Source organism: Streptomyces sp. NPDC014764 (assembly GCF_043082785.1).
GTDB classification, from domain to species: domain Bacteria; phylum Actinomycetota; class Actinomycetes; order Streptomycetales; family Streptomycetaceae; genus Streptomyces; species Streptomyces althioticus.
Map to the genome: position 1 here is coordinate 480,996 of NZ_JBIBXY010000001.1, position 22,762 is coordinate 503,757.

Consider the following 22,762-nt stretch of genomic DNA (forward strand, 5'->3'; position numbering starts at 1 on the left):
ACCCGCATGGCGAAGATCAAGCCCAGCAAGGGCGCCCCGTACGCGCGCATCCTCGGCGTGGGCGGCTACCGCCCCACCCGGGTCGTGCCGAACGAGGTGATCCTCGAGACGATCGACTCGTCCGACGAGTGGATCCGCTCGCGCTCCGGGATCGAGACCCGGCACTGGGCCTCCCCGGAGGAGACGGTCGCCGCGATGTCGATCGAGGCGTCCGGCAAGGCCATCGCGGACGCCGGGATCGACGCCGCGCAGATCGGCGCCGTCGTCGTGTCGACCGTGTCGCACTTCGCGCAGACCCCGGCCATCGCGACCGAGATCGCCGACAAGCTGGGCACGGACAAGGCCGCCGCCTTCGACATCTCCGCCGGCTGCGCGGGCTTCGGCTACGGCCTGACCCTCGCCAAGGGCATGGTCGTCGAGGGTTCCGCGGAGTACGTCCTGGTCATCGGCGTGGAGCGGTTGAGCGACCTGACCGACCTGGAGGACCGCGCGACGGCCTTCCTGTTCGGTGACGGCGCGGGCGCCGTGGTCGTCGGCCCCTCGCAGGAACCGGCCATCGGCCCGACCGTGTGGGGCTCCGAGGGCGACAAGTCCGAGACGATCAAGCAGACCGTCACCTGGGACCGCTTCCACATCGGTGACGTCTCCGAGCTGCCCCTGGACAGCAAGGGCAACATCAAGTTCCCCGCCATCACCCAGGAAGGCCAGGCGGTGTTCCGCTGGGCCGTGTTCGAGATGGCGAAGGTCGCCCAGCAGGCGCTGGACGCGGCCGGGATCAGCGCGGACGACCTGGACGTCTTCATCCCGCACCAGGCCAACGTGCGGATCATCGACTCGATGGTGAAGACCCTCAAACTGCCGGAGCACGTCATGGTCGCCCGTGACATCCGCACCACCGGCAACACCTCGGCCGCCTCGATCCCGCTCGCGATGGAGCGGCTCCTGGCGACCGGCGAGGCGAAGAGCGGCGACACCGCGCTCGTCATCGGCTTCGGGGCGGGTCTCGTGTACGCCGCGACTGTCGTTACCCTCCCCTAGGCACTCCGTGCCGGATCATGCATCCGGTACAGGAGGAAACACCGCCACACCCTCTGGAATCACAAAGAAGGAGCGCCACCATGGCCGCCACTCAGGAAGAGATCGTCGCCGGTCTCGCGGAGATCGTGAACGAGATCGCCGGCATCCCGGTTGAGGACGTCCAGCTGGACAAGTCCTTCACCGACGACCTGGACGTCGACTCGCTGTCCATGGTCGAGGTCGTCGTCGCCGCCGAAGAGCGCTTCGACGTCAAGATCCCGGACGACGACGTCAAGAACCTCAAGACCGTCGGCGACGCGACCGACTACATCCTCAAGCACCAGGCCTGAGCACGCGCGGGGCGTGAGCCCCGCAAGGGCCGGGAGCTCCCCGGTCCCGCCACCCGGCGGTGGCGCCGTACGCATCCTCGTCAATCGTTGGAGAAAGAATTCCGATGAGCTCGACCAATCGCACCGTGGTCGTCACCGGTATCGGCGCAACCACACCGCTGGGTGGCGACGCGGCCTCTACCTGGGAGGGCCTCGTCGCCGGTCGTTCCGGCGTGAAGTCCCTGGAGCAGGAGTGGGCCGCCGAGCAGGCGGTCCGTATCGCGGCCCCGGTGGCCGTGGAGCCGACCGAGGTCATCCCCCGGCCGCAGGCCCGCCGCCTGGACCGCTCGGCGCAGTTCGCGCTGGTGGCGGCCAAGGAGGCCTGGGCGGACGCCGGTTTCGAGGCCAAGGCCGGCGAGGACCCCAGCGTCGACCCCGACCGGCTGGGCGCGGTGATCGCCTCCGGCATCGGCGGCGTGACGACCCTGCTGGACCAGTACGACGTGCTGAAGGAGAAGGGCGTCCGCCGCGTCTCCCCGCACACCGTCCCCATGCTGATGCCGAACGGCCCGTCCGCGAACGTCGGTCTGGCCGTGGGCGCCCGCGCGGGCGTGCACACCCCGGTGTCCGCGTGCGCCTCGGGCGCGGAGGCCATCGGCTACGCCATCGAGATGATCCGCACCGGCCGCGCCGACGTGGTCGTCGCGGGCGGCACGGAGGCGGCGATCCACCCGCTGCCGATCGCCGCGTTCGGCAACATGATGGCGATGTCCAAGAACAACGACGACCCGCAGGGCGCCTCGCGCCCCTACGACGTCGCCCGGGACGGCTTCGTCATGGGCGAGGGCGCGGGTGTGATCGTCCTGGAGTCCGCCGAGCACGCGGCCGCGCGCGGCGCCCGTGTCTACGCGGAGGCGGTCGGGCAGGGCATCTCGGCCGACTCGCACGACATCGTGCAGCCGGAGCCGGAGGGGCGGGGCATCACGCACGCCTTGCAGAACCTGATGGACCGCACGGACCTGGACGCGGCGGAGATCGTGCACGTCAACGCGCACGCGACGTCGACGCCTGCCGGTGACATCGCCGAGCTGAAGGCGCTGCGCAAGGTGTTCGGGGACGACGCGGACCACATGGCGGTGTCCGCGACGAAGTCGATGACCGGTCATCTGCTGGGCGGCGCCGGTGGTGTCGAGTCCGTCGCCACCGTGCTGGCGCTGTACCACCGGGTGGCTCCGCCGACGATCAACGTGGAGAACCTCGATCCCGAGGCGGAGGCCAACGCGGACGTCGTGCGTGGTGAGGCGCGGAAGCTGCCCGTCGACGGGCGGATCGCCGCGCTGAACGACTCGTTCGGGTTCGGTGGGCACAACGTGGTGCTGGCGTTCCGGACGGTCTGACCGCCCCAGGGGCGATGTCAGGAAGGGGCTCACCTCTGGGAGGTGAGCCCCTTCCGCTGTCGGCCCTTCGCGCAGTTCCCCGCGCCCCTTCGGGGCGCCACTCCTAGCGGTGTCTATACGACCTGGTGGAGCCAGCGGACCGGGGCGCCTTCTCCTGCGTAGCGGAACGGCTCGAGTTCGTCGTCCCAGGGCTTGCCGAGGAGCTTGGCGATCTCCGACTCCAGGTCGGTGTCCTCCGTGCGGGAGCGGACCAGCGCGGCGCGCAGGCGGTCCTCCGGGACGAGGATGTCGCCGTGGATGCCGGTGACGGCGTGGAAGATGCCGAGGTCGGGGGTGCAGCTGTAGCGCTCGCCCTCGGCGGTGGGGCACGGCTCGGAGGTGACCTCGAAGCGCAGCATCTGCCAGCCGCGCAGCGCGGAGGCGAGCTTGGAGGCGGTGCCGGCCTGACCCTGCCAGGAGAACTCCGAGCGCCAGGTGCCGGGGGTGGCCGGCTGGCGGATCCAGTCCAGGCTGACGCGCGTGCCGAGCACCCCGGCGACGGCCCACTCGACGTGCGGGCACAGCGCGCGCGGCGCGGAGTGCACGTACAGAACTCCACGAGTCGTCACCGGAACCTCCGGGCTGAGCGGGTCGTCTTCGATCGGGCGGAACGGCCACGGCCCGGCGGGCCGCGTTGAGGGCGAGGCTACCGTGCGACGGGGCAAGGAGTGTGACGTACCGTCCGTCCCGGGGGCGGGAAAGTCGTGCCTTTCACCCGGCAGGACGTCTGTGCGGGCGCCTGGGTTCATTCCGGACGGGCCCTCCGGAGGAGCGGGAACTCCCGTGCGTTGTTATGGGTTGGGGGACGGCACGGACGTGGCGGGACGCTCGGGGAGGCGGCGGATGGTGCAGGCGACGCGGAGGCGGGGACGCCGTGCGCGGGCCGTGCTCGCCGCCGTGGCGGCCGTCGCGTTCGGCGTGGCGGGCTGCGACGCGGGCGGCGGGGACGATCCCGGTGCGGCCGCGTCGAGGACGCCGTCCGCCCGGCCGACGCCGCTGTGGGACACCCGCCCGGACTCGGTGGCCGCGGTGGGCGACTCCATCACCCGTGGCTTCGACGCCTGCGCGGTCCTGACGGACTGTCCGGAGGTGTCGTGGGCGACGGGTGACAGCAAGGAGATCGACAGTCTGGCCGTACGGCTGCTGGGGCGGGCCGGGGCGGCCGGGCGGAGCTGGAATCACGCGGTGACCGGCGCCCGGATGGAGGACCTGCCGGGGCAGATGGCGCGCGCGGTGAAGCGGGAGCCGGAGCTGGTGGCGGTGATGGTGGGGGCGAACGACGCCTGCCGGCAGAGTGTGGCCGCGATGACCCCGGTGGAGGAGTTCCGCGCGGACTTCGAGGAGGCGATGCGCACCCTGCGCGAGGCGCTGCCGAAGACGCAGGTGTACGTGGCGAGCGTGCCGGACCTGAAGCGGCTGTGGTCGCAGGGGCGGACCAGCGCGCTGGGCAAGCAGATCTGGAAGCTGGGGATCTGCCCGTCGATGCTGGGCGACGCGGACGCCACGGACGCGGCGGCGACCGAGCGGCGGGCGACGGTGCAGCAGCGCGTGGAGGACTACAACGAGGTGCTGCGGGAGGTGTGCGCGAAGGACCGCTGCTGCCGCACCGACGGCGGCGAGGTGTACGCGTACCGGTTCGGCACGGCACAGCTGAGCCGCTGGGACTGGTTCCACCCGAGCGTCGACGGTCAGGCCGAGCTGGCGGAGATCGCCTACCGGGCGGTCACGGCTCCGGGCCCGTGACCTATTGTTTCGCACATGAACGAACTCATCGGCACACTTTCCGACGGCACGCCGGTGCACCGCTGGACCCTGGAGCGGGCGGGCGTACGGGCGCGGATCCTGTCGTACGGCGGGATCGTGCAGGACGTCGAGGTGCCGGACCGGGACGGGCGGACCGGGAACGTGGTGCTGGGGTTCGACGGCCTGGACGGCTATCTCGCGCACCCGGACCCCTTCCTGGGTGCCCTCATCGGACGGTACGCCAACCGGATCGGGGGCGCCCGCTTCACCCTGGACGGCACGGAGCACGTCCTCGCGCCGAACGACGGGCCGAACTCGCTGCACGGCGGTGAGCGGGGCTTCGACAAGCGCGTCTGGGACGTCACCGAGGTCGCGCACGGGCTGCGGCTGTCACTGGTCGCCGGGGACGGCGAGGAGGGCTTCCCGGGCCGGCTGGGGGTCACGGTGACCTACACGCTGGACGAGCGGGGCGCGCTGCACATCGCGTACAAGGCGGTGACGGACGCCCCCACGCATGTGAACCTGACGAACCACACGTACTGGAACCTGGCCGGTTCCGGCACCGCGCGCGGTCACGAGCTGCGGGTGGCCGCGTCCCGGTACACGCCGTCCGGTGCCGATCTGATCCCGGCCGGCGAGCTCGCGGACGTCTCCGGCACGCGCTACGACTTCCGCGAGGCGCGCAAGGCGGGCGGCGGCTACGACGACAACTTCGTCCTGGACAAGGGGGTGACGGCGGACGCCGAGGAGGTGGCCGAGCTGTACGACCCCGCGTCGGGCCGGGTGCTGACGGTCGCCACCACGGAGCCGGGCCTGCAGGTGTACACGGCGGACCACATCGGGGAGCCGTTCGAGCCGGGCGCGGGCATCGCGCTGGAGACGCAGCACTTCCCGGACTCCCCGAACCGTCCGGAGTTCCCGAGCACGGTGCTGCGGCCGGGCGAGGTGTTCCGTTCGGAGACCGTCTACGGCTTCTCCGTGCGGTAGCGGACGGGCCCGGGCCGGGCGGGACCGGACACACATGAGCCCCGGTCCGGGGTCAGGGTCCCGGGCCGGGGCTGTACATGGGCTACCCCGCAGGACCCCGACGTTAACCGCTGACTCGCTCCGGCGGCCGGGGATCCGGGCTGGGCGAGGAATCCCGTACGAACCCTTCACATTCGGCCACGGGCGTTCCCGCGCCGGCCGGACGGTGTCCTTCGCACCGTGGTGTGATCCACCTCGGTCACGCGATACTGCGGCCTTCCGGCATCCACCCGTACCCCACGACGACGGAAGGCCCCCTCCTGTGATCTCACCCCGTGTGCGCATCGGTGTGCTCGGTCTGGCCCTGCTGACCGCCCTGTCCTCGCCCGTCACCGCCACCGCCGCGGAACCGGCGGCCCCCGGTTCCGCGGCGCCGCCCACCGTCGAGGAGTCGCGCCTCGACAGGACCGCGCCGCAGGAGATACTCCGGCGCTCCGGCTTCGACACGGTCGCGCCGGCCTTCGCCCGTGCCCTGGACCGGGCCCGCTCGTACGCTGAGGCGCGGCGGGTCGTGGAGCGGGAGGGCTCCGCGCTGTGGCGCAGAGCGGTGGACCGGGTGCAGGGCAGGGGCCCGGCGGGCGGCGACCTGAGCCGGGACGACGACCGGCCGCTGTACTGGGCGCGCCTCGGCATGACGCGTGAACTGCGCGGCTGGGAGCCCCGGTTCGGGCTGGACGCGGAGCGGCGGGCGCGGCTGATCGACACGCTGGAGCAGACTTCGCGCGGGCAGACCGCGATCAGGTACCCGCACGGCAAGGGTCTGAAGCGGGTGCTGGTGACCGGCTTCGACCCGTTCACGCTGGACCGGGACATCCGTATCTCCAACCCGTCGGGGGCGGTCGCGCTGGCCCTGGACGGCACGGTGATCGAGACGGCGAGCGGCCCGGCGCGTGTCGAGACGGCCGTGTTCCCGGTGCGCTGGCGGGACTTCACCGACGGCACGGTGGAGCGGGCGCTGCGGCCGCACCTGCCGGAGGTCGACCTGTTCACCACGGTGAGCCAGGGCCGGGTGGGCCGTATCGACGTCGAGCGCACCAACGGCGCCTGGCGGGGCGGCTTCGGGGACAACGAGAACACCGGGCGGCCCGAGATCGTCCCGGTGTCCGACCCGGCCTCGCAGCCGCAGTGGACGTCGACGACGCTGCCGTACGCGGCGATCGTCGCGGCGGACACCGGCCGGTTCCCGGTGTACGACAACACCGCCGTGACGGAGGTCCCGGCGGGCGGGACGGAGCCCGTGGAGCGGCCGGACGGGCCGACGCCCGGCTCCACGGCACGTGCCGGGGGCGGCGGTGACTACCTGTCCAACGAGATCGCCTACCGGGCGACGCTGCTGCGCGACCGGCTGGGGCTGCACGACACGCTGCCGGGCGGGCATGTGCACACGCCTGTGCTGGAGTTCGGCGCCGGCAACACCACCGAGGTCACCGACCCGCAGTTCGTGCGGAACCGGCTGGACATCGTCGCCCAGGTGCGCGCGATCGTGGCCGTCGCGGTCAGTGCGTCGGAGCGAGCGCGAGGCTGACGCCGAGGCCGGCCAGCGCGGTCCCGATCACCTTGTTGAGGACGCGCTGGCCGCGCAGCATGAGGCCGCGCATCCGGTCGTGGGAGAAGAACAGCGCGACGGCGGCGAACCACAGCAGGTGGGCCAGCGACATGAACAGGCCGTAGCCCGCCTGCTGGAGGAGCGGAGTGCCGGGGCCGACGACCTGCGCGAACGTCGAGACGACGAAGAGCGTCGTCTTGGGGTTGAGGACGTTGGTCAGGAAGCCGGTGCGCAGCGCGGCGAGCGGGGTCTGACCGGTGCGGTGCTCCAGGTCGACGGTGACCTCGGCGCGGGTGCGGAAGGTGCGTACGCCGATGTACACGAGGTAGGCCGCGCCGGTCAGTTTGACGACCGTGAAGAGGAAGGCCGAGGAGGCGATCAGCAGCCCCACGCCGAGCATCGTGTAGGTGACGTGCACCAGGACCCCGGCGGCCACCCCGGCGGCGCCGAGCAGCCCGGTGCGACGGCCGTACAGGTAACTGCCCCGGACCACCATGGCGAAGTCGGCGCCCGGGGCGATCACCGCGAGGACGGTGATGAGGGCGACGGCGAGGACCTCGGTCACGCGTCGACGCCCTCCTCCTCGGGCTCGGCGGCGCTGTCGTCGCCCTTGGTCTCCTCGCCGAGGAGGTCCCGGGCCATGAGGGTGGCCCCGGCGACGGCGCCGGGCATCAGGAACACCGCGACGAACGGCACGAGGAACGCCACCGCGAGCGGGGTGCCGAAGCCCCACACGAGGGTCTTGCGGGACCGCAGCAGGGTGAGGCGCTCACGCAGCTCCACGCCGCGGCGCTGGAGCGCGACGGCGGTGAGCTCCTCGGTGAGGAAAAACCCGGTGACGAAGAAGCCGATCACCGGCACGACGGTCTGCCCGGCCACCGGGATGAACCCGAGCGCGAACAGCAGCACCGCCCACACGGCCGCGCGCGCGAGGATGCGGAGGCTGTCGCGGCCGGAGATCCACAGCTCGCGCCAGAGCGGCAGGTCCGACTCGGGCGCGGTGCCGTCGGGCGAGACGTCCCGGTCGACCTTCTCGGAGAGGCTCTCGTAGAACGGCTGCCCGACGAGCAGGGTCACGGCGGTGAAGGTGAGCACGCTCAGCAGCAGGCCGAGCGCGAACAGCACGGCGGTGAGGAAGCCGCGGAACAGGCCCGCCCAGGGGTCGGCCCAGTCGTCGGCGAACGGCGTCGCCCAGCCGACCAGGTCCGCGCCCCACAGGGCGAGGGCGATCAGGGCGGCCGCGTACAGCACCAGGGTGATCAGTCCGGGCAGCAGCCCGAAGCCGTACTGCCTGCCGTGCCGGCCGACCCACTTCTGGCCCTTCAGCAAGTACCGGAATCCTGCCCCGAGATCGCGCATGGGAGGACTGTAGCGGGCGCCCGGACGGGTGACGGGCGAGGGCCGCACCCCACGTCCCAGGATGCGGCCCACGCCGTACGCAACGACGCCGGCCGGGCGGGCGTCACGGCCGGCCCGGCCCCCTTCGTCACCGGGCGACGGCGGCCTCGGCGGCCCCCTCCTCGTCCGAGGCGGCCCGGTGCGCGCCCTCCGGCCCGCGCAGGGCGATGTGGACCAGCAGGACGGCCATGACGGCGACGCCCGCCCACATGGCCCGCTGCCAGCCCTCCACGAAGGACTCCTGCGCGGCGCGCACCAGGTCGTGGGCGTGGCCGCCGGTGCTCGGGGCCACCTCGACGGCGTTGGCGATCCCCTCCCGCGCGGTGTCCGCGGCCTCCGGGGGGACGCCGTCGAGCCGGTCGTCGACGGCGGCGCGGTAGCCGCCGGCCACGAGCGCGCCGAGCAGCGCGACGCCCAGCGCGGTGCCGAACTCCCGGGTGATGTCGTTGAGGGCCGAGGCGACGCCCTGCCGGTCGCGGGGCAGGGAGGCGGTGATCGCCTCGGTGGAGGGCGTCATCGACAGGCCCATGCCCGCGCCCATGGCGAGCGTGCCGGGCAGCACGGACAGGTAGCCGCCGTCGACGGAGACGAACAGGGCCATCAGCGCGAGGCCGAGGGCGGACAGGGCGATGCCGGCCGTCATGGTGGCGCGGGCGCCGATCGCTGCTGCCGCTCTCGGTGCCAGTCCGGACGTCGCCATCATGGTGACGGCCATGGGCATCATCGCCGCCGTGGACAGCAGGCCCGACCAGCCCAGCACGGCCTGGAAGAACGGGAAGAGGACGACGGCGACGCCGGCCTGGACCCCGAACACGACGAGCAGCGTGAGGGAGCCGCCGGCCAGGCCGCGCTCGCGGAAGAGGCGCACGTCCAGCAGCGACGCGTCACGGCGGCGCAGCTCCCAGGCCACGAAGGCGACGGCGGCGGCCAGTCCGGCCACGAGACCGGTGAGCGTCGCGGGGGCGGTCCAGCCGCGCTCCGGTCCTTCCTGGAGGACGAAGATCAGGCCGACGACGGCGACGGTGGACAGCAGCGCGCCTGCCGTGTCGAAGGAGGAGGCGGGCCGCTCGCGGGAGTCGGGCACCGACCTCACGGTCGCCACCAGCGCCGCGGCCGCCAGTGCGACGGGCAGCGCGAACAGCCACCGCCAGTCCGCGACGTCCACGAGGAGCGCGGAGAGGAACATGCCGAGGATGCCGCCGCCTCCGGCGACGCCGGTCCACACGCCGATCGCCCTGCCGCGTTCCTTCTCCGGGAACGTGGAGGTGATCACGGCCAGGGTGATCGGCATGATCATCGCGGCGCCGGTGCCCGCGGCCACCCGGGCGCCGATCATCACGGCGGGCGACGGCGCGAACGCGGCCACCACACCGGCCGTGCCGAACAGGACCAGCCCCGCGATCAGCACGGGTTTGCGGCCCAGGCGGTCGCCGACCGCGCCGAGCGGCAGCAGCAGGGCGGCCAGGGCGAGGGTGTAGACGTTGACGATCCACAGCACGGTCGTCTGGGAGGCGCCCCACTCGACGGCCATGTGGGTCTGGGCGACGTTCAGGCCGGACACCGAGGCGACGACGGCCATCAGCGCGACCGACACGGCGGTCAGCACCGCGCGCAGCTGTCGCGCGTCCGGCGTCCCGGTGCGGCTCGGTGGCGCCTCCGCCGCCGGGGTGGGCTGGTCACTGCTCATGGTCTCCTCCGAAAACGGCGTGCGGGATCGGCGCCGGGACAGCCCCGGCCGCCGAAGGGGGCGGGCGGGGCGGCGGCCTCGTGGACCACCGCCCCGCTCTGCCCCGCGACGCTAGGCCTGTATTGCGGCGGAGGCATACGATGTTGCTCATGACGCAAGAAGATGGCGGGCTGGACGGCCTCGTACGCAAGAGGATCCGTGCGCTGCGGGTCGCGCAGGGGTGGTCCCTGGAGGAGCTCGCGACCCGGGCGAACCTGAGCCAGTCCTCGCTGAGCCGGATCGAGAACGGGCAGCGCCGGCTCGCCCTGGACCAGCTCGTCGTCCTCGCCCGGGCCCTGGACACCACCCTGGACCAGCTGGTGGAGAACGCCGACGACGACGTGGTCGTCAGCCCGATGGTCGACGGCGCCCACGGCCTGATGCGCTGGCCCGTGAAGGGCGACCCCGGGATGAGCGTGGTGCGTCAGCGGCTGACCGCTCCCCCGCCCGACAACCCCGCCCGGATGCGTGCCCACCCCGGCCGGGAGTGGCTGGTGGTGCTCTCCGGCACCGCGGTCCTGATGCTCGGGCACCGCCGGTACCGCGTCGGGACCAACCAGGCGGCCGAGTTCCCCACCATGACCCCGCACGCGATCGGGGCGGAGGGCGGCCCCTGCGAGATCCTCGGCATCTTCGACCGCGACGCCCGCCGCGGTCACCAGCGGGACACCGGGGACGGCACGGAGGGCGAGGGCGCCGGGGGCGCCGGGCGGCGGGGCGCGTAGGGGCCGCCCGTACGCGCCCGCACGAGAACGACCGCACCCGGCGGCACGGATCGTGCGGCCGGGTGCGGTTCCGTGGCTCCGGGGAGCCCTGCGTCAGAGCTTGACGATCATCTTCCCGGTGTTGTCGCCGCGCAGGACGCCGAGGAAGGCGTCCAGGTTGTTCTCGATGCCCTCGACGACCGTCTCGCGGTACTTCAGCTCGCCGGAGCGGATCCAGGCGCCGACCTCCTCCACGAACTGCGGCTGCAGGTCGTAGTGGTCGCCGACGAGGAAACCCTCGATACGGCCGCGGGTCTGGATGAGGCGGGCGAGGTTCTTCGGGCCGGGCGCGGGCTCGGTGTTGTTGTAGACGGAGATCGCGCCGCAGATGGCGATGCGGCCGTCCCGGTTCAGGGAGCCGATGGCCGCCTCCAGGTGGTCGCCGCCCACGTTGTCGAAGTACACGTCGACGCCGTCGGGGGCGGCGGCGCGCAGCTGCTCGCTCACGGGGCCGTTCTTGTAGTTGAACGCGGCGTCGAAGCCGTACTCCTCGGTGAGGAGCTTGACCTTCTCGTCGGAGCCGGCGGAGCCGATCACCCGGGAGGCGCTCTTGAGCTTGGCGATCTGGCCGACCTGGCTGCCGACGGCGCCGGCCGCGCCGGACACGAAGACGGAGTCGCCCTCCTTGAACGAGGCGGTGCGCAGCAGGCCCGCGTAGGCGGTGAGGCCGGTCATGCCGAGCACGCCCAGGTACGCCGACAGGGGCGCGGCCTCGGGGTCCACCTTGACGGCGGTCTTCGCGTCCACGACGGCGTACTCACGCCAGCCGAGGAAGTGCAGGACGTGGTCGCCGACGGAGATCCCCTCGGCGTTCGACGCGACGACCTCGCCGACGGCGCCGCCCTGCATGGCCTTGCCCAGCTCGTAGGGGGCGACGTAGGACTTGGCGGCGCTCATGCGGCCGCGCATGTACGGGTCGACGGAGAGGTACTCGTTGCGCACCAGCACCTGACCCTCGCCCGGGGTGCGGACCTCCGCCTCGACGAACGCGAAGTCCTCCGGCTTGGGCCAGCCGACCGGCCGGCTGGCCAGCTGCCATTCGCGTGCGGTGGCGGGGGGCGTGGGGGTGACGGACATGAAGAGGACCTTTCCTCGAATACTTCAGTACCTGAAACAACCATGCGGCTGAACATTTCAGACTGTCAAGTACATGGGTACCCTGGTGGGCATGGCCACACCCCGCACCACACCCAGCCGCCCCGACGATCTCACCCTGGAGGTCGTCGAGCTGATCGGCGCGGTCGTGGCGCGCTACCACGAGGAGTACGAGGAGGCCGCCGCCGAGCACGCGCTGACCGGCGCGCAGGCGAAGCTGCTGAGTCTGCTCAGCCTGGAGCCGCTGCCGATGCGGAGGCTGGCGCAGCGGCTGAAGTGCGAGCCGTCGAACGTCACGGGCATCGTGGACCGGCTGGAGGCCCGCGGTCTGGTGGAGCGCCGCCCCGACCCGGGGGACCGGCGCGTGAAGCTGGCGGCGGCGACGGACGAGGGGCGGCGGGTGGCGCGCGGCCTCCGGGAGTCCCTGCGGTTCGCCCGCGCGCCGCTGGCGGGACTGTCCGACCCGGAGCGGGTCGCGCTGCGGGACGCGCTGCGGCGGATGCTGGAGGTCGAGGGCGGCTAGGCGGGGCGCGCCGCCCGGCGGCGTCGCCGGTGCCGCGCACGGGCGTTCCCGGTCACGGCTGTGGCGGGGACGGCTGCCGTGCCGACCGGGCCTCGGGTGCTGCCGCCACTGGGACCGCACCGGCCTGGGCCGACTCCCCCGTCGCCCGCTGCACGCGCCGGAGGAGAAGCCGGTGGGCGACGGCCGTCGGCCGGTCGCCCTCCGTACGCCTGAGACTCTCCGGGCAGGGCTTCAACGGCTGCCACCAGCACCACGAGGCCGGATCGGCCACCGAGGCACCCAGGCCGCCGGGCCGTCACCGAGCGAGCACCGACGCCCGGTCACCGGCCGGCCCGGATCGGATCGGCCGGGCCCTCGTGGCCCATGCTCAGGTGCACCACCAGAGGAACTTCTTGCACGTCTTGGTCGGTTCGGGTTCCGGCTCGGGCTCGTCCGTCGTGGGGTCCGGGTCGGGGGTGTCCGTGTCCGGGGGGTCCTCGCCCTCCGGGGGCTGTTCCGGGGTCGGGTCCTCGGCCGTGGAGGTCTCGGCGGGGGCCGAGGAGGCCGTCGCCGACGCCGACTCCTTGTCCGCCTCCTCCGACTCCTCGCCCTCGGGGGAGGACGCGGAGGCCGAGACGGAGCCCGACGCACCGGGGCTGGGGGACGTCCCGGGCTCCCCCGGACGCGGGGCGCTTCCGCTCGCCGACCCGCTGGGCTCGACCTCGTCCGCCCCGCCGTCGACCGACTCGTCGCCCGCCACGGCGGGACGATTGTCCGAGCCGGGCGCGTCCAGGCCCAGTTCCGCGAGGCTCAGTCCGCCGGCCGCGAGGACGAAACCGGCGACGATCAGCAGGGTCCGGTTGCGACGGCGGCGGTGGGCGGCCGCCTTGCGGTCCCGGCGGCTCTGCCCGGCGCCCTCGTCCTCGCCCTCCGGCCGCCTGCCCCGGCGCCGGTCCGCGCGCCGGCCGCGGGGCGGGGCGTCCGCCGCCGCCCCCTCGTGCGGGTCGGGGTCCTCGTCGTCCCGGCCGCCGTCACCGCCGTCGTCGTACCCGTCGCCCGCGTCGGCCCTCACGGGCGCGTTGCCCCCGGGCGCGGCGGCCTGCTGGGCGCGCAGCGTCTCGACGGGCGTGCCGCAACCGGGGCAGGCCAGGGCGCCGTTGAGGTGCCGTCGGCAGGGGTGGCAAAAGTCCATGACGCGGGAAGATTAGGTTCCGGTCCGGTCCGGTTCCTAGGGCTTGCTGTGAAGGTTTGGTGCGGACCCTTGCGCAATGGTTTCGAAACCGGAGAAACCCTTATGTGCGCGACCCATTGACACCCCCGCCGGACCGTCCTTACTGTCTCGCCAGCATTTCGAACGTGTGACGAAATATCGAACGCGTCGATCCGCCGCATCCATGCCAGTCCATCACCGCAGCGAGGGGCCAACTGCCGTGCGCATCACCGGAATCAGCACACACGTGGTCGGGACGCCGTGGCGCAACCTGACGTACGTCCAGGTGCACACCGACGAGGGGATCACCGGGGTCGGCGAGACCAGGATGCTCGGCCACACCGACGCCCTCCTGGGCTATCTGAAGGAGGCCGAGGCCAACCACGTTCTCGGCTCCGACCCGTTCGCCGTCGAGGACCTGGTCCGCCGCATGAAGTACGGCGACTACGGCCGCGCGGGGGAGATCGTGATGTCCGGCATCGCGGTCGTCGAGATGGCCTGCTGGGACATCAAGGGCAAGGCGCTCGGCGTCCCCGTCTGGCAGCTGCTCGGCGGCAAGGTCACCGACAAGGTGAAGGCGTACGCCAACGGCTGGTACACCACCGAGCGCACCCCGGAGGCGTACCACAAGGCGGCGCGCGCGGTCATGGAGCGCGGGTACCGGGCGCTGAAGATCGACCCCTTCGGCACGGGCCACTTCGAACTCGACCACCAGGACACCCTGTACGCCGTCTCCCTGATCGAGGCGGTGCGGGACGCGATCGGGCCCGAGGCCGAGCTGATGCTGGAGATGCACGGCCGTTTCTCCCCCGCCACCGCCGTCCGTCTCGCGCACGAGCTGGCGCCCTTCCGGCCCGCTTGGCTGGAGGAGCCGGTGCCGCCGGAGAACCTCAAGGCACTGGAGAAGGTCGCCGCGAAGGTGGACATGCCGGTCGCGACCGGTGAACGCATCCACGACCGCATCGAGTTCCGCGAGCTGTTCGAGAGCCAGGCGGCCGACATCATCCAGCCCGACGTCGGCCACATCGGCGGCATCTGGGAGACCCGCAAGCTCGCGGCGACCGCGGAGACCCACTACACGCTGATCGCCCCGCACAACGTCGGCGGCCCGGTGCTCACCGCCGCGTCCCTCCAGGTCGGCTTCACCGCCCCGAACTTCAAGATCCTGGAGCACTTCAACGACTTCGCGGACGCGGAGATCAAGAAGGTGGTCAAGGGCGCTCCCGTGGTCGACCCGGAGGACGGCTGCTTCCACCTCTCCGACGCGCCCGGTCTCGGCGTCGAGCTGGACGTGGACGCGGCCGCCGAGTTCCCGCAGCAGCAGGCCCGGTTCGACCTGTGGGCCGAGGGCTGGGAGCAGCGCAAGCCGAAGGGCACGGGACAGTGAGCACCGCCGTCGTCGTCGAGGCGCCCGGCACCCACCGTCTGGTCCCGCACGGGCCCCGCGAGCCCGGCCCCGGAGAGGCGCTGGTGCGCGTCCACGCGGTCGGCATCTGCGGCAGTGACCGCGAGGTGTACCAGGGCAACAGGCCCGAAGGGTACGTCCGTTACCCGCTCACCCCGGGCCACGAGTGGTCCGGAACCGTCGCCGCCGTCGGGGCCGGGGTGCCCGCGGGCCTGGTCGGGCGCAAGGTGGTCGGCGAGGGTTTCCGCAACTGCCAGGTGTGCGACCGCTGTCACGCCGGGGAGACCACGCTGTGCACGGCGGGCTACGAGGAGACCGGGTTCACGGAGCCCGGCGCCATGGCCACCACGCTGACCCTGCCCGCCCGGCTGCTGCACCCCCTGCCGGACGGCGCCGACCTCACCGCGGCGGCGCTGCTGGAGCCGGCCGCGTGCATCGCCGCCGCCGCGCTGAAGGCACGCGCGGTGCCGGGCGAGCGGGTCGCGGTGGTCGGCACCGGCACGCTGGGGATGTTCGCGGTGCAGTTCCTCGCGGCCGCCTCGCCCGCCGAGCTGCTGGTGGTGGGCACCCGGGACGACCGCGAGGCGCTGTCCCGGCGGTTCGGGGCCACCGACTTCCGCACCAAGGACCGGCCGCTGCCGGACGACGTGGACGTGGTGATCGAGACGGCCGGGTCCGCCGACGCGGCCCGTACCGCGGCCGGGCTGCTGAGGCGTGGCGGCCGGCTGGTGCTCACCGGCATCCCGGCGCCGGGCGCGGACGGGCTGGACCCGACCGACCTGGTGGTGCGGCAGCTGGAGGTGCACACCGTGTTCGGCGCGCCGCCTGACGCCTGGGCGCACACGGTGCGGATGTTCGGCGCCGGACTGCTCGACCCGCTGCCGCTGGTCACCCATGAACTGCCGCTCGCCGAGTTCCCGGACGCCATCGAGCTGGTGGGCTCCGGCGATCCGAAGGTGGGCAAGGTCCTGCTGCGTCCCTGAGCCCGCGCCGGTACGAGGACGAGCCGACGGCCCTCGTACCGGCGCGTCCCCGACCCGAACACACGCTCCGACGTTCCACCCCGGACCCGGCCGGCCCGTGCCGCGGACCGCGAACCTCGTCCGACATATCGAACACCGAAGGACACCCTGTGACCGACGCTTCCGCCACGGCGCCCCGCAGGCCCGGTGAGCAGGCGCTCACCGCGCTCGGCCTGGGCGCGCCCGCCCTCGACCCCGCCGACGCCTCACCGCACTCCTTCCCCGGCGGCGGCCGCTGGCGCACCGAGGTCCCCTCGTGCGAGGGGCCCGAGGCGCTGGCGGTGGTGCTGAAGGAAACCTCCCGCCTCGACGTGCCGGTGCACCGGATCAGCCAGGGCAGCGGCGTGTGGATGCTGACCGACGCCGAGATCACCGAGATGGTCGAGGCGACCGCCGAACGGGACATCGAACTCTGCCTGTTCACCGGCCCGCGCGGCACCTGGGACATCGGCGGCTCCACCCGCACCGACTCGCACGGCGCCGGGCTGCGCGCCCGTGGCCACGACGCGGTGGCCGGCTGCGTCGAGGACGCGGTGCGCGCCACCGAACTGGGCGTGAAGTGCCTGCTGGTGGCCGACGAGGGCGTGCTGTGGACGCTGCACCGGGCACGGACGGCGGGCATCCTCCCGGCGGACACCACGCTGAAGGTGTCGGCGCTCGTCGGGCCGGTCAACCCGGCGTCGTTCGCGGTGCACGAGCACCTCGGCGCGGACTCCGTCAACGTGCCCAGTGACCTGACGCTCGCCCATCTCACGGAGATCCGGCGGGTGTCGGCGGCCCCGATGGACATGTACATCGAGGCGCCCGACGACCTGGGCGGTTATGTGCGGATGTACGAGGTCGCCGAGCTGATCCGGCGCGGCGCCCCGGTGTACCTGAAGTTCGGGCTGGCCAAGGCGCCCGGCATCTACCCGTACGGCCACCACCTGCGGGAGGTCGCGCTGTCCACGGCGAAGGAGCGGGTGCGGCGCGGCCGGCTGGCGCTGGACCTGCTGGCGCGGCACGGCGCCGACGGCGGTATGGCGCCGCTCGGTTCGCGGCTGCCGGGCGACCTGCGCAGGTTCGACATCCCGTCATAACGTTCCGGAAACTCAGCTTCACACAAGTGGACACAGCCGCGCACAATCCCACACACCCGCTGCCGGGCTCCGGGGGTGACGCCTCCTCAGCCGCACATCACGGCACCGCTTCGCGCACCGCACCACGACTCGAACCGAGTCACCGCCCAGCTCGACCCGCCCGACGATCAAGGAAGATCATCATGCGTAACCGCAGAGCCGCATTCGCCGCCACGGCCACCGCCGTCGCCCTCGCCCTCTCCCTGACCGCCTGCGGCCAGAGCGGCGAGGGCGGCAGCGAGGAGAACAAGGACGGTTCCGAGGGAGCCACCATCGGCATCGCGATGCCGACCAAGTCCTCCGAGCGCTGGATCGCCGACGGCGACAACGTCGTGAAGAACCTCGAGGACAAGGGCTACAAGACCAAGCTGGTGTTCGGCGAGGACGAGCCGGACCAGCAGGTGTCGCAGATCGAGAACATGATCACGCAGGGCGTGGACGCCCTGATCGTGGCGGCCATCGACAACAAGTCCCTGGGCAACGTGCTCCAGCAGGCCGCCGACGCCGACATCCCGGTCATCTCCTACGACCGCCTCATCCTCGGCACCGAGAACGTCGACTACTACGCCTCGTTCGACAACGAGAAGGTCGGCGAACTCCAGGGCAGCTACATCGCCGAGCAGCTGGGCCTGGCGGACGGCAGCGAGAAGGGCCCGTTCAACATCGAGCTGTTCGCGGGCTCCAACGACGACAACAACACCCGCTACTTCTTCCAGGGCGCGATGAACGTGCTGCAGCCCTACATCGACAAGAAGCAGCTCGTCGTCCGCTCGGGCCAGACCGAGCTGACCCAGGTCACAACGCTGCGCTGGGACGGCGCCACCGCCCAGCGGCGCATGGACGACATCCTCACCAAGTCGTACAAGAGCGCCAAGGTCGACGCGGTGCTCTCCCCGTACGACGGCATCTCCATCGGCATCCTGTCCGCGCTGAAGTCGGACGGCTACGGCACCGCGAACAAGCCGCTGCCCGTCATCACCGGCCAGGACGCCGAGGTCGCCTCGGTGAAGTCGATCATCTCGGGCCAGCAGTCGATGACCGTCTACAAGGACCTCCGCCAGCTCGCGAAGGTGGCCTCCGACATGGTGGACGCCCTGCTCAACGACAAGAAGCCCGAGGTCAACGACACCAAGACGTACGACAACGGCTCCAAGGTGGTGCCGGCCTACCTGCTGGAGCCGGTCGCCGTGAACAAGGACAACTACAAGAAGGCCCTCGTCGACTCCGGCTACTACAAGGAAAGCGACCTCAACTAACCGCCGCCCCTCAAGGATTGGAAGGCACGACCATGGCGGGACCCGTCCTGGAAATGCGCTCGATCGTCAAGACCTTTCCCGGCGTCAAAGCGCTGTCGGACGTCAACCTGACCGTCCGGCAGGGCGAGGTCCACGCCGTCTGCGGGGAGAACGGCGCCGGCAAGTCGACCCTGATGAAGGTGCTCTCCGGCGTCCATCCCCACGGCACCTACGAGGGCGAGATCCTCTTCGAGGGGGAGGTCTGCCGCTTCAAGGACATCCGGGCGAGCGAGCAGCGCGGCATCGTCATCATCCACCAGGAGCTGGCGCTGGTGCCGTTCCTCTCCCTCGCGGAGAACATCTTCCTCGGCAACGAACACGCCACGCGCGGGTTCATCAACTGGAACGAGACGCTGCGGCACGCCACCGAGGTGCTGCGCCGGGTGGGGCTCGACGACCACCCGGAGACCCGGGTCGCCGACATCGGCGTCGGCAAGCAGCAGCTGGTGGAGATCGCGAAGGCGCTGTCGAAGAGGGTGAAGCTGCTGATCCTCGACGAGCCGACCGCGGCGCTGAACGACGAGGACAGCGGCAAGCTCCTGGACCTGATCCTGGAGCTGAAGAAGCAGGGCATCACCTCGATCATCATCTCGCACAAGCTCAACGAGATCCGGCGGGTCGCCGACTCGGTGACCATCCTGCGCGACGGGCGGACCATCGAGACGCTCGACGTGAAGGCGCCGGAGACCACCGAGGACCGGATCATCAGCGGCATGGTCGGCCGGGACCTGGAGCACCGCTTCCCGGAGCGCACCCCGCACGAGCCGGAGGAGGGCTCCGCCCCCGCCCTGGAGATCCGCAACTGGACCGTGCACCACCCCATCGACCAGTACCGCAAGGTGGTCGACGACGTGTCGCTGCACGTGCGACGCGGAGAGATCGTCGGCATCGCGGGGCTGATGGGCGCCGGCCGCACGGAGCTCGCGATGAGCGTCTTCGGGCGCTCCTACGGCCGGTACGCGGGCGGCACGGTGCTCAAGGACGGCAAGGAGATCCGTACGAAGTCGGTCGCCGAGGCGGTGCGGCACGGCATCGCGTACGTCACCGAGGACCGCAAGCACTACGGGCTCAACCTCATCGACACCATCAACCGGAACATCTCGCTGAGCGCGCTGGGCAAGGTGGCGCGGGCCGGTGTGGTCAACGAGCACGAGGAGCGGAAGGTCGCCGAGTCGTTCCGCACCTCCATGAACATCAAGGCGCCGACCGTGTTCGAGCCGGTGGGCAAGCTGTCGGGCGGCAACCAGCAGAAGGTCGTCCTCAGCAAGTGGATCTTCACGGGCCCCGACGTGCTGATCCTCGACGAGCCCACCCGCGGCATCGACGTGGGCGCCAAGTACGAGATCTACACGGTCATCGACCGGCTGGCCGCCGAGGGCAAGGCGGTGGTCTTCATCTCCTCCGAGCTGCCGGAGCTGCTCGGCATGTGCGACCGCATCTACACCATGGCCGCCGGACAGCTGACCGGGGAGTTCTCGCGGTCCGAGGCCTCGCAGGAATCGCTGATGCGTCAGATGACGAAGGACAAAGAGGTAACCCGATGAGCACGGATGTGACCGCCAAGACGCCGGCGCCGGCGCCGTCCGGCAAGGGCGGCGGGGCCGGGAACGGCGGACTGTGGGGGCTGGTCCTGGCCGGCATGCGCCGCAACATGCGGCAGTACGGCATGCTGATCGCCCTCGGCCTGATCGTGACGCTGTTCGCGGTGTGGACCGACGGCGACCTGCTGCTGCCCCGCAACGTCTCCAACCTGGTGCTGCAGAACAGCCACATCCTGATCCTCGCGATCGGCATGATGCTGGTCATCATCGCCGGCCACATCGACCTGTCGGTGGGATCGCTGACCGCGTTCGTCGGCGCCCTGGCCGCCGTGCTCATGGTCAAGAACGACATGCCCTGGCCGCTGGCCGTGGCACTGTGCCTGGCCATCGGCGCGGTCTCCGGAGCCGTGCAAGGGTTCTTCATCGCGTACGGCGGCATACCGTCGTTCATCGTCACCCTCGCGGGCATGCTGATCTTCCGCGGTCTGACGGAGATCTATCTGGAGGGCCAGACCCTCGGCCCGTTCCCCGAGGGCGAGCAGAAGATCGGCAACGGCTTCCTCCCGGAGATCGGCCCGGAGACCAACTACCACAACCTCACGCTGCTGCTGGGCTTCGTGCTGATCGCGGCCGTGCTCCTCCAGGAGGTCCGCGACCGCAGGCGGCAGAAGTCGTTCTCGCTGGACGTGCTGCCGCGCAACCTGTTCCTGCTGAAGCTGGTCGCGGTGACCGCTGCGATCCTCACGGTCACCCTGCTGCTCGCCAGCTACAAGGGCACCCCGATCGTGCTGCTGGTCCTGGGCGTGCTGGTGGTCGGCTACAGCTACGTGATGCGCAACGCCGTCTTCGGCCGCCACATCTACGCCATCGGCGGCAACCTGCCGGCGGCCAAGCTGTCCGGCGTGAAGGACAAGAAGGTCACCTTCGCCGTCTTCCTCAACATGGGCATGCTCGCGGCCCTGGCCGGTCTGGTGGTCGCCGCCCGGCTGAACGCGGCCTCGCCGAAGGCGGGCCTCAACTTCGAACTCGAGGCGATCGCCTCGGCGTTCATCGGCGGGGCCTCCATGAGCGGCGGTGTCGGCACCGTGCTGGGCGCCATCATCGGCGGTCTCGTCCTCGGCGTGCTGAACAACGGCATGAACCTCCTCAGCGTCGGCACCGACTGGCAGCAGGTCATCAAGGGCCTCGCCCTGCTGGCCGCGGTCGGCTTCGACGTGTGGAACAAGCGCAAGGTCGGTTCGTAAGTCAGCCCGGGCCCCGCCGCGCGGCGGGGCCCTTTCCCTCTAGGGAGCCGCACTGATGGAACTGAACAGACGCACGGTCATCGCGGGAGCCGCCGCGGCCGGAGTGGCCACCACGGCCTGGGGCGGGACGGCGCACGCCTCGTCCAAGGGCGGGGGCAGGCCGGTCCGGAAGCCGTTCGGCAGGCTCGCCGACGGCACCCGGGTGGACCGCTGGACGCTGGAGAACGGCGGCACCCGGATGGGGGTCCTCTCCTACGGCGGCATCGTCCACTCGCTGGAGGTCCCCGACCGGCGCGGCCGGTACGCCAACATCTCCCTCGGCCTGCGCACCCTGGAGGAGTACGTCGCCTCCAGCCCGTACTTCGGGGCGCTGATCGGCCGGTACGGCAACCGCATCGGCGAGGGGACCTTCACCCTCGACGGCACCCGGTACCAGCTCTCCGTCAACGACGGCGACAACAGCCTGCACGGCGGCGAGCAGGGCTTCGACAAGCGGGTCTGGGACGTCGAGCCGTTCACCCGCGGTTCCGACGTGGGCCTGCACCTGTACTACACGTCCGCCGACGGGGAGATGGGCTACCCGGGCACCCTGCGCGCCAAGGTGACGTACACCCTCACCCGGCACGGCGACTGGCGCGTCGACTACGAGGCCGTCACCGACCGGCCCACGGTCGTCAACCTCACCAGCCACGTCTACTGGAACCTGGCCGGTGAGGGCAGCGGCGGCATCACGGACCACGAGCTGTCGATCGCCGCCTCCCGTTACACGCCGGTCGACGCGGGCCTGATCCCCACCGGTGAGCTGGCGAAGGTCGCGGGCACCCCGTTCGACTTCCGGCGCGCCAAGCCGGTCGGCCGGGACATCCGCACCGCCCACCAGCAACTGCTGTACGGGCAGGGCTTCGACCACAACTGGGTGCTGGACAAGGGCATCACCTCCCGCCCGGAGCACGCGGCGACCCTGCGTGACCCGGCCTCGGGGCGCACCCTGCGCATCGCGACGAACGAGCCGGGCCTGCAGTTCTACTCCGGCAACTTCCTCGACGGCACGCTCGTCGGCAGCGGCGGCCGGGTGTACCGGCAGGGGGACGGGCTGTGCCTGGAGACCCAGCACTTCCCGGACTCCCCGAACCAGCCGGCGTTCCCCTCGACCGTGCTGCGGCCGGGCGAGACGTACCGGACGACGACCGTGCACACCTTCGGGACGTGAGCCGCGCGCCGGTGTGAGCGCTGCGGTGTGAGGGCTGCGGGTGTGAGGGCTGCGGTGCGGGTCTCACGGTGTGAGGGGTTCCGGTGTGAGCGCACTCACAGGGCGTCCTCACATTTTCCTCACACGTGCTGAACG

The 22,762-nt window shown here is 71.7% G+C and carries 21 protein-coding genes; 15 read left to right on the top strand and 6 right to left on the bottom strand.

The window, feature by feature from the left end:
- Positions 1–6: 6 nt before the first annotated feature.
- The 3 genes from ACF1AG_RS02215 to ACF1AG_RS02225 all read left to right on the top strand — a co-directional run bounded on the left by ACF1AG_RS02215 (position 7) and on the right by ACF1AG_RS02225 (position 2,743).
- Positions 7–1,038 carry a ketoacyl-ACP synthase III gene (locus ACF1AG_RS02215; RefSeq protein WP_359603426.1) on the top strand — a complete coding sequence of 344 codons (1,032 nt, stop codon included), beginning with the start codon at positions 7–9 and terminating at the stop codon, positions 1,036–1,038.
- 80 nt (positions 1,039–1,118) lie between these two features.
- Positions 1,119–1,367, top strand: a complete 249-nt coding sequence (locus ACF1AG_RS02220; protein WP_004931691.1) for an acyl carrier protein — start codon at positions 1,119–1,121, stop codon at positions 1,365–1,367.
- A 104-nt stretch (positions 1,368–1,471) separates the two neighbouring features.
- Complete coding sequence (locus tag ACF1AG_RS02225; protein ID WP_359603428.1) at positions 1,472–2,743, top strand: beta-ketoacyl-[acyl-carrier-protein] synthase family protein; 1,272 nt, start codon at positions 1,472–1,474, stop codon at positions 2,741–2,743.
- A 113-nt stretch (positions 2,744–2,856) separates the two neighbouring features.
- On the opposite strand, the gene ACF1AG_RS02230 is transcribed toward ACF1AG_RS02225, so the two are convergent.
- On the bottom strand, positions 2,857–3,351 hold the full coding sequence (locus ACF1AG_RS02230) for a DUF3145 domain-containing protein (protein WP_359603430.1): 495 nt from the start codon (positions 3,349–3,351) through the stop codon (positions 2,857–2,859).
- Positions 3,352–3,625: 274 nt separating this feature from the next.
- Between ACF1AG_RS02230 and ACF1AG_RS02235 the strand changes: the two genes are divergently transcribed.
- The 3 genes from ACF1AG_RS02235 (at position 3,626) to ACF1AG_RS02245 (ending at position 7,076) form a co-directional block, all read left to right on the top strand.
- On the top strand, positions 3,626–4,525 hold the full coding sequence (locus ACF1AG_RS02235; RefSeq protein ID WP_391809205.1) for an SGNH/GDSL hydrolase family protein: 900 nt from the start codon (positions 3,626–3,628) through the stop codon (positions 4,523–4,525).
- A 15-nt stretch (positions 4,526–4,540) separates the two neighbouring features.
- Positions 4,541–5,512: an aldose epimerase family protein gene (locus ACF1AG_RS02240; protein WP_359603434.1), complete on the top strand. Its 972-nt coding sequence runs from the start codon at positions 4,541–4,543 to the stop codon at positions 5,510–5,512.
- A 301-nt stretch (positions 5,513–5,813) separates the two neighbouring features.
- Positions 5,814–7,076 (top strand): pyroglutamyl peptidase, encoded by a 1,263-nt coding sequence (locus ACF1AG_RS02245; RefSeq protein ID WP_391809206.1) that lies wholly within the window; start codon positions 5,814–5,816, stop codon positions 7,074–7,076.
- Here the strand turns inward: ACF1AG_RS02245 and ACF1AG_RS02250 are convergent.
- The 3 genes from ACF1AG_RS02250 to ACF1AG_RS02260 all read right to left on the bottom strand — a co-directional run bounded on the left by ACF1AG_RS02250 (position 7,048) and on the right by ACF1AG_RS02260 (position 10,182).
- On the bottom strand, positions 7,048–7,662 hold the full coding sequence (locus ACF1AG_RS02250) for a LysE family transporter (RefSeq protein ID WP_359603217.1): 615 nt from the start codon (positions 7,660–7,662) through the stop codon (positions 7,048–7,050). The genes ACF1AG_RS02245 and ACF1AG_RS02250 overlap by 29 nt on opposite strands.
- The gene (locus tag ACF1AG_RS02255; protein ID WP_359603215.1) at positions 7,659–8,456 is read right to left on the bottom strand and encodes an EI24 domain-containing protein; all 798 of its coding nucleotides are present in this window, start codon (positions 8,454–8,456) and stop codon (positions 7,659–7,661) included. Before ACF1AG_RS02255 ends, ACF1AG_RS02250 begins: the two co-directional genes overlap by 4 nt.
- A 127-nt stretch (positions 8,457–8,583) precedes the next feature.
- Positions 8,584–10,182, bottom strand: a complete 1,599-nt coding sequence (locus ACF1AG_RS02260) for an MFS transporter (RefSeq protein WP_387794614.1) — start codon at positions 10,180–10,182, stop codon at positions 8,584–8,586.
- A 149-nt stretch (positions 10,183–10,331) separates the two neighbouring features.
- Here ACF1AG_RS02260 and ACF1AG_RS02265 point away from each other — a divergent pair, with 149 nt between their 5' ends.
- Positions 10,332–10,946: an XRE family transcriptional regulator gene (locus tag ACF1AG_RS02265; RefSeq protein WP_359745225.1), complete on the top strand. Its 615-nt coding sequence runs from the start codon at positions 10,332–10,334 to the stop codon at positions 10,944–10,946.
- A gap of 93 nt (positions 10,947–11,039) precedes the next feature.
- Here ACF1AG_RS02265 and ACF1AG_RS02270 read toward each other — a convergent pair whose 3' ends face one another.
- On the bottom strand, positions 11,040–12,062 hold the full coding sequence (locus tag ACF1AG_RS02270) for an NADP-dependent oxidoreductase (RefSeq protein ID WP_391809207.1): 1,023 nt from the start codon (positions 12,060–12,062) through the stop codon (positions 11,040–11,042).
- Positions 12,063–12,153: 91 nt separating this feature from the next.
- Between ACF1AG_RS02270 and ACF1AG_RS02275 the strand changes: the two genes are divergently transcribed.
- Positions 12,154–12,603 (top strand): MarR family transcriptional regulator, encoded by a 450-nt coding sequence (locus tag ACF1AG_RS02275; RefSeq protein WP_359603209.1) that lies wholly within the window; start codon positions 12,154–12,156, stop codon positions 12,601–12,603.
- Between the two features lie 367 nt (positions 12,604–12,970).
- Here the strand turns inward: ACF1AG_RS02275 and ACF1AG_RS02280 are convergent, their stop codons facing one another.
- A complete protein-coding gene (locus ACF1AG_RS02280; protein ID WP_387794613.1) occupies positions 12,971–13,774 on the bottom strand; it encodes a hypothetical protein in 804 nt (267 codons plus the stop codon).
- 238 nt (positions 13,775–14,012) lie between these two features.
- On the opposite strand from ACF1AG_RS02280, the gene ACF1AG_RS02285 reads away from it, so the two are divergent.
- The 7 genes from ACF1AG_RS02285 to ACF1AG_RS02315 all read left to right on the top strand — a co-directional run bounded on the left by ACF1AG_RS02285 (position 14,013) and on the right by ACF1AG_RS02315 (position 22,627).
- A complete protein-coding gene (locus ACF1AG_RS02285) occupies positions 14,013–15,179 on the top strand; it encodes a mandelate racemase/muconate lactonizing enzyme family protein (RefSeq protein WP_359603205.1) in 1,167 nt (388 codons plus the stop codon).
- Positions 15,176–16,180, top strand: a complete 1,005-nt coding sequence (locus ACF1AG_RS02290; protein WP_359603203.1) for an alcohol dehydrogenase catalytic domain-containing protein — start codon at positions 15,176–15,178, stop codon at positions 16,178–16,180. The genes ACF1AG_RS02285 and ACF1AG_RS02290 overlap by 4 nt, the downstream gene beginning before the upstream one ends.
- A 149-nt stretch (positions 16,181–16,329) precedes the next feature.
- The gene (locus ACF1AG_RS02295; RefSeq protein ID WP_359603201.1) at positions 16,330–17,298 is read left to right on the top strand and encodes a hypothetical protein; all 969 of its coding nucleotides are present in this window, start codon (positions 16,330–16,332) and stop codon (positions 17,296–17,298) included.
- 182 nt (positions 17,299–17,480) lie between these two features.
- The gene (chvE, locus tag ACF1AG_RS02300) at positions 17,481–18,593 is read left to right on the top strand and encodes a multiple monosaccharide ABC transporter substrate-binding protein (RefSeq protein WP_359603199.1); all 1,113 of its coding nucleotides are present in this window, start codon (positions 17,481–17,483) and stop codon (positions 18,591–18,593) included.
- A gap of 32 nt (positions 18,594–18,625) precedes the next feature.
- Positions 18,626–20,176 carry a multiple monosaccharide ABC transporter ATP-binding protein gene (gene mmsA / locus ACF1AG_RS02305; protein WP_359603197.1) on the top strand — a complete coding sequence of 517 codons (1,551 nt, stop codon included), beginning with the start codon at positions 18,626–18,628 and terminating at the stop codon, positions 20,174–20,176.
- Positions 20,173–21,417, top strand: a complete 1,245-nt coding sequence (mmsB, locus tag ACF1AG_RS02310) for a multiple monosaccharide ABC transporter permease (RefSeq protein WP_359603195.1) — start codon at positions 20,173–20,175, stop codon at positions 21,415–21,417. The genes mmsA and mmsB overlap by 4 nt, the downstream gene beginning before the upstream one ends.
- A gap of 55 nt (positions 21,418–21,472) precedes the next feature.
- Positions 21,473–22,627 (top strand): aldose epimerase family protein, encoded by a 1,155-nt coding sequence (locus ACF1AG_RS02315; RefSeq protein WP_391809208.1) that lies wholly within the window; start codon positions 21,473–21,475, stop codon positions 22,625–22,627.
- Positions 22,628–22,762: the final 135 nt, after the last annotated feature.

What these genes read in the sequence shown, in the direction of transcription:
- ACF1AG_RS02215 (WP_359603426.1), top strand. Translation starts at nt 7, where the DNA reads ATGGCGAAGATCAAGCCCAGCAAGGGCGCCCCGTACGCGCGCATCCTC.
- ACF1AG_RS02220 (WP_004931691.1), top strand. Translation starts at nt 1,119, where the DNA reads ATGGCCGCCACTCAGGAAGAGATCGTCGCCGGTCTCGCGGAGATCGTG.
- ACF1AG_RS02225 (WP_359603428.1), top strand. Translation starts at nt 1,472, where the DNA reads ATGAGCTCGACCAATCGCACCGTGGTCGTCACCGGTATCGGCGCAACC.
- ACF1AG_RS02235 (WP_391809205.1), top strand. Translation starts at nt 3,626, where the DNA reads ATGGTGCAGGCGACGCGGAGGCGGGGACGCCGTGCGCGGGCCGTGCTC.
- ACF1AG_RS02240 (WP_359603434.1), top strand. Translation starts at nt 4,541, where the DNA reads ATGAACGAACTCATCGGCACACTTTCCGACGGCACGCCGGTGCACCGC.
- ACF1AG_RS02255 (WP_359603215.1), bottom strand. Translation starts at nt 8,456, where the DNA reads ATGCGCGATCTCGGGGCAGGATTCCGGTACTTGCTGAAGGGCCAGAAG.
- ACF1AG_RS02260 (WP_387794614.1), bottom strand. Translation starts at nt 10,182, where the DNA reads ATGAGCAGTGACCAGCCCACCCCGGCGGCGGAGGCGCCACCGAGCCGC.
- ACF1AG_RS02265 (WP_359745225.1), top strand. Translation starts at nt 10,332, where the DNA reads ATGACGCAAGAAGATGGCGGGCTGGACGGCCTCGTACGCAAGAGGATC.
- ACF1AG_RS02270 (WP_391809207.1), bottom strand. Translation starts at nt 12,062, where the DNA reads ATGTCCGTCACCCCCACGCCCCCCGCCACCGCACGCGAATGGCAGCTG.
- ACF1AG_RS02275 (WP_359603209.1), top strand. Translation starts at nt 12,154, where the DNA reads ATGGCCACACCCCGCACCACACCCAGCCGCCCCGACGATCTCACCCTG.
- ACF1AG_RS02280 (WP_387794613.1), bottom strand. Translation starts at nt 13,774, where the DNA reads ATGGACTTTTGCCACCCCTGCCGACGGCACCTCAACGGCGCCCTGGCC.
- chvE (WP_359603199.1), top strand. Translation starts at nt 17,481, where the DNA reads ATGCGTAACCGCAGAGCCGCATTCGCCGCCACGGCCACCGCCGTCGCC.
- mmsA (WP_359603197.1), top strand. Translation starts at nt 18,626, where the DNA reads ATGGCGGGACCCGTCCTGGAAATGCGCTCGATCGTCAAGACCTTTCCC.
- mmsB (WP_359603195.1), top strand. Translation starts at nt 20,173, where the DNA reads ATGAGCACGGATGTGACCGCCAAGACGCCGGCGCCGGCGCCGTCCGGC.
- ACF1AG_RS02315 (WP_391809208.1), top strand. Translation starts at nt 21,473, where the DNA reads ATGGAACTGAACAGACGCACGGTCATCGCGGGAGCCGCCGCGGCCGGA.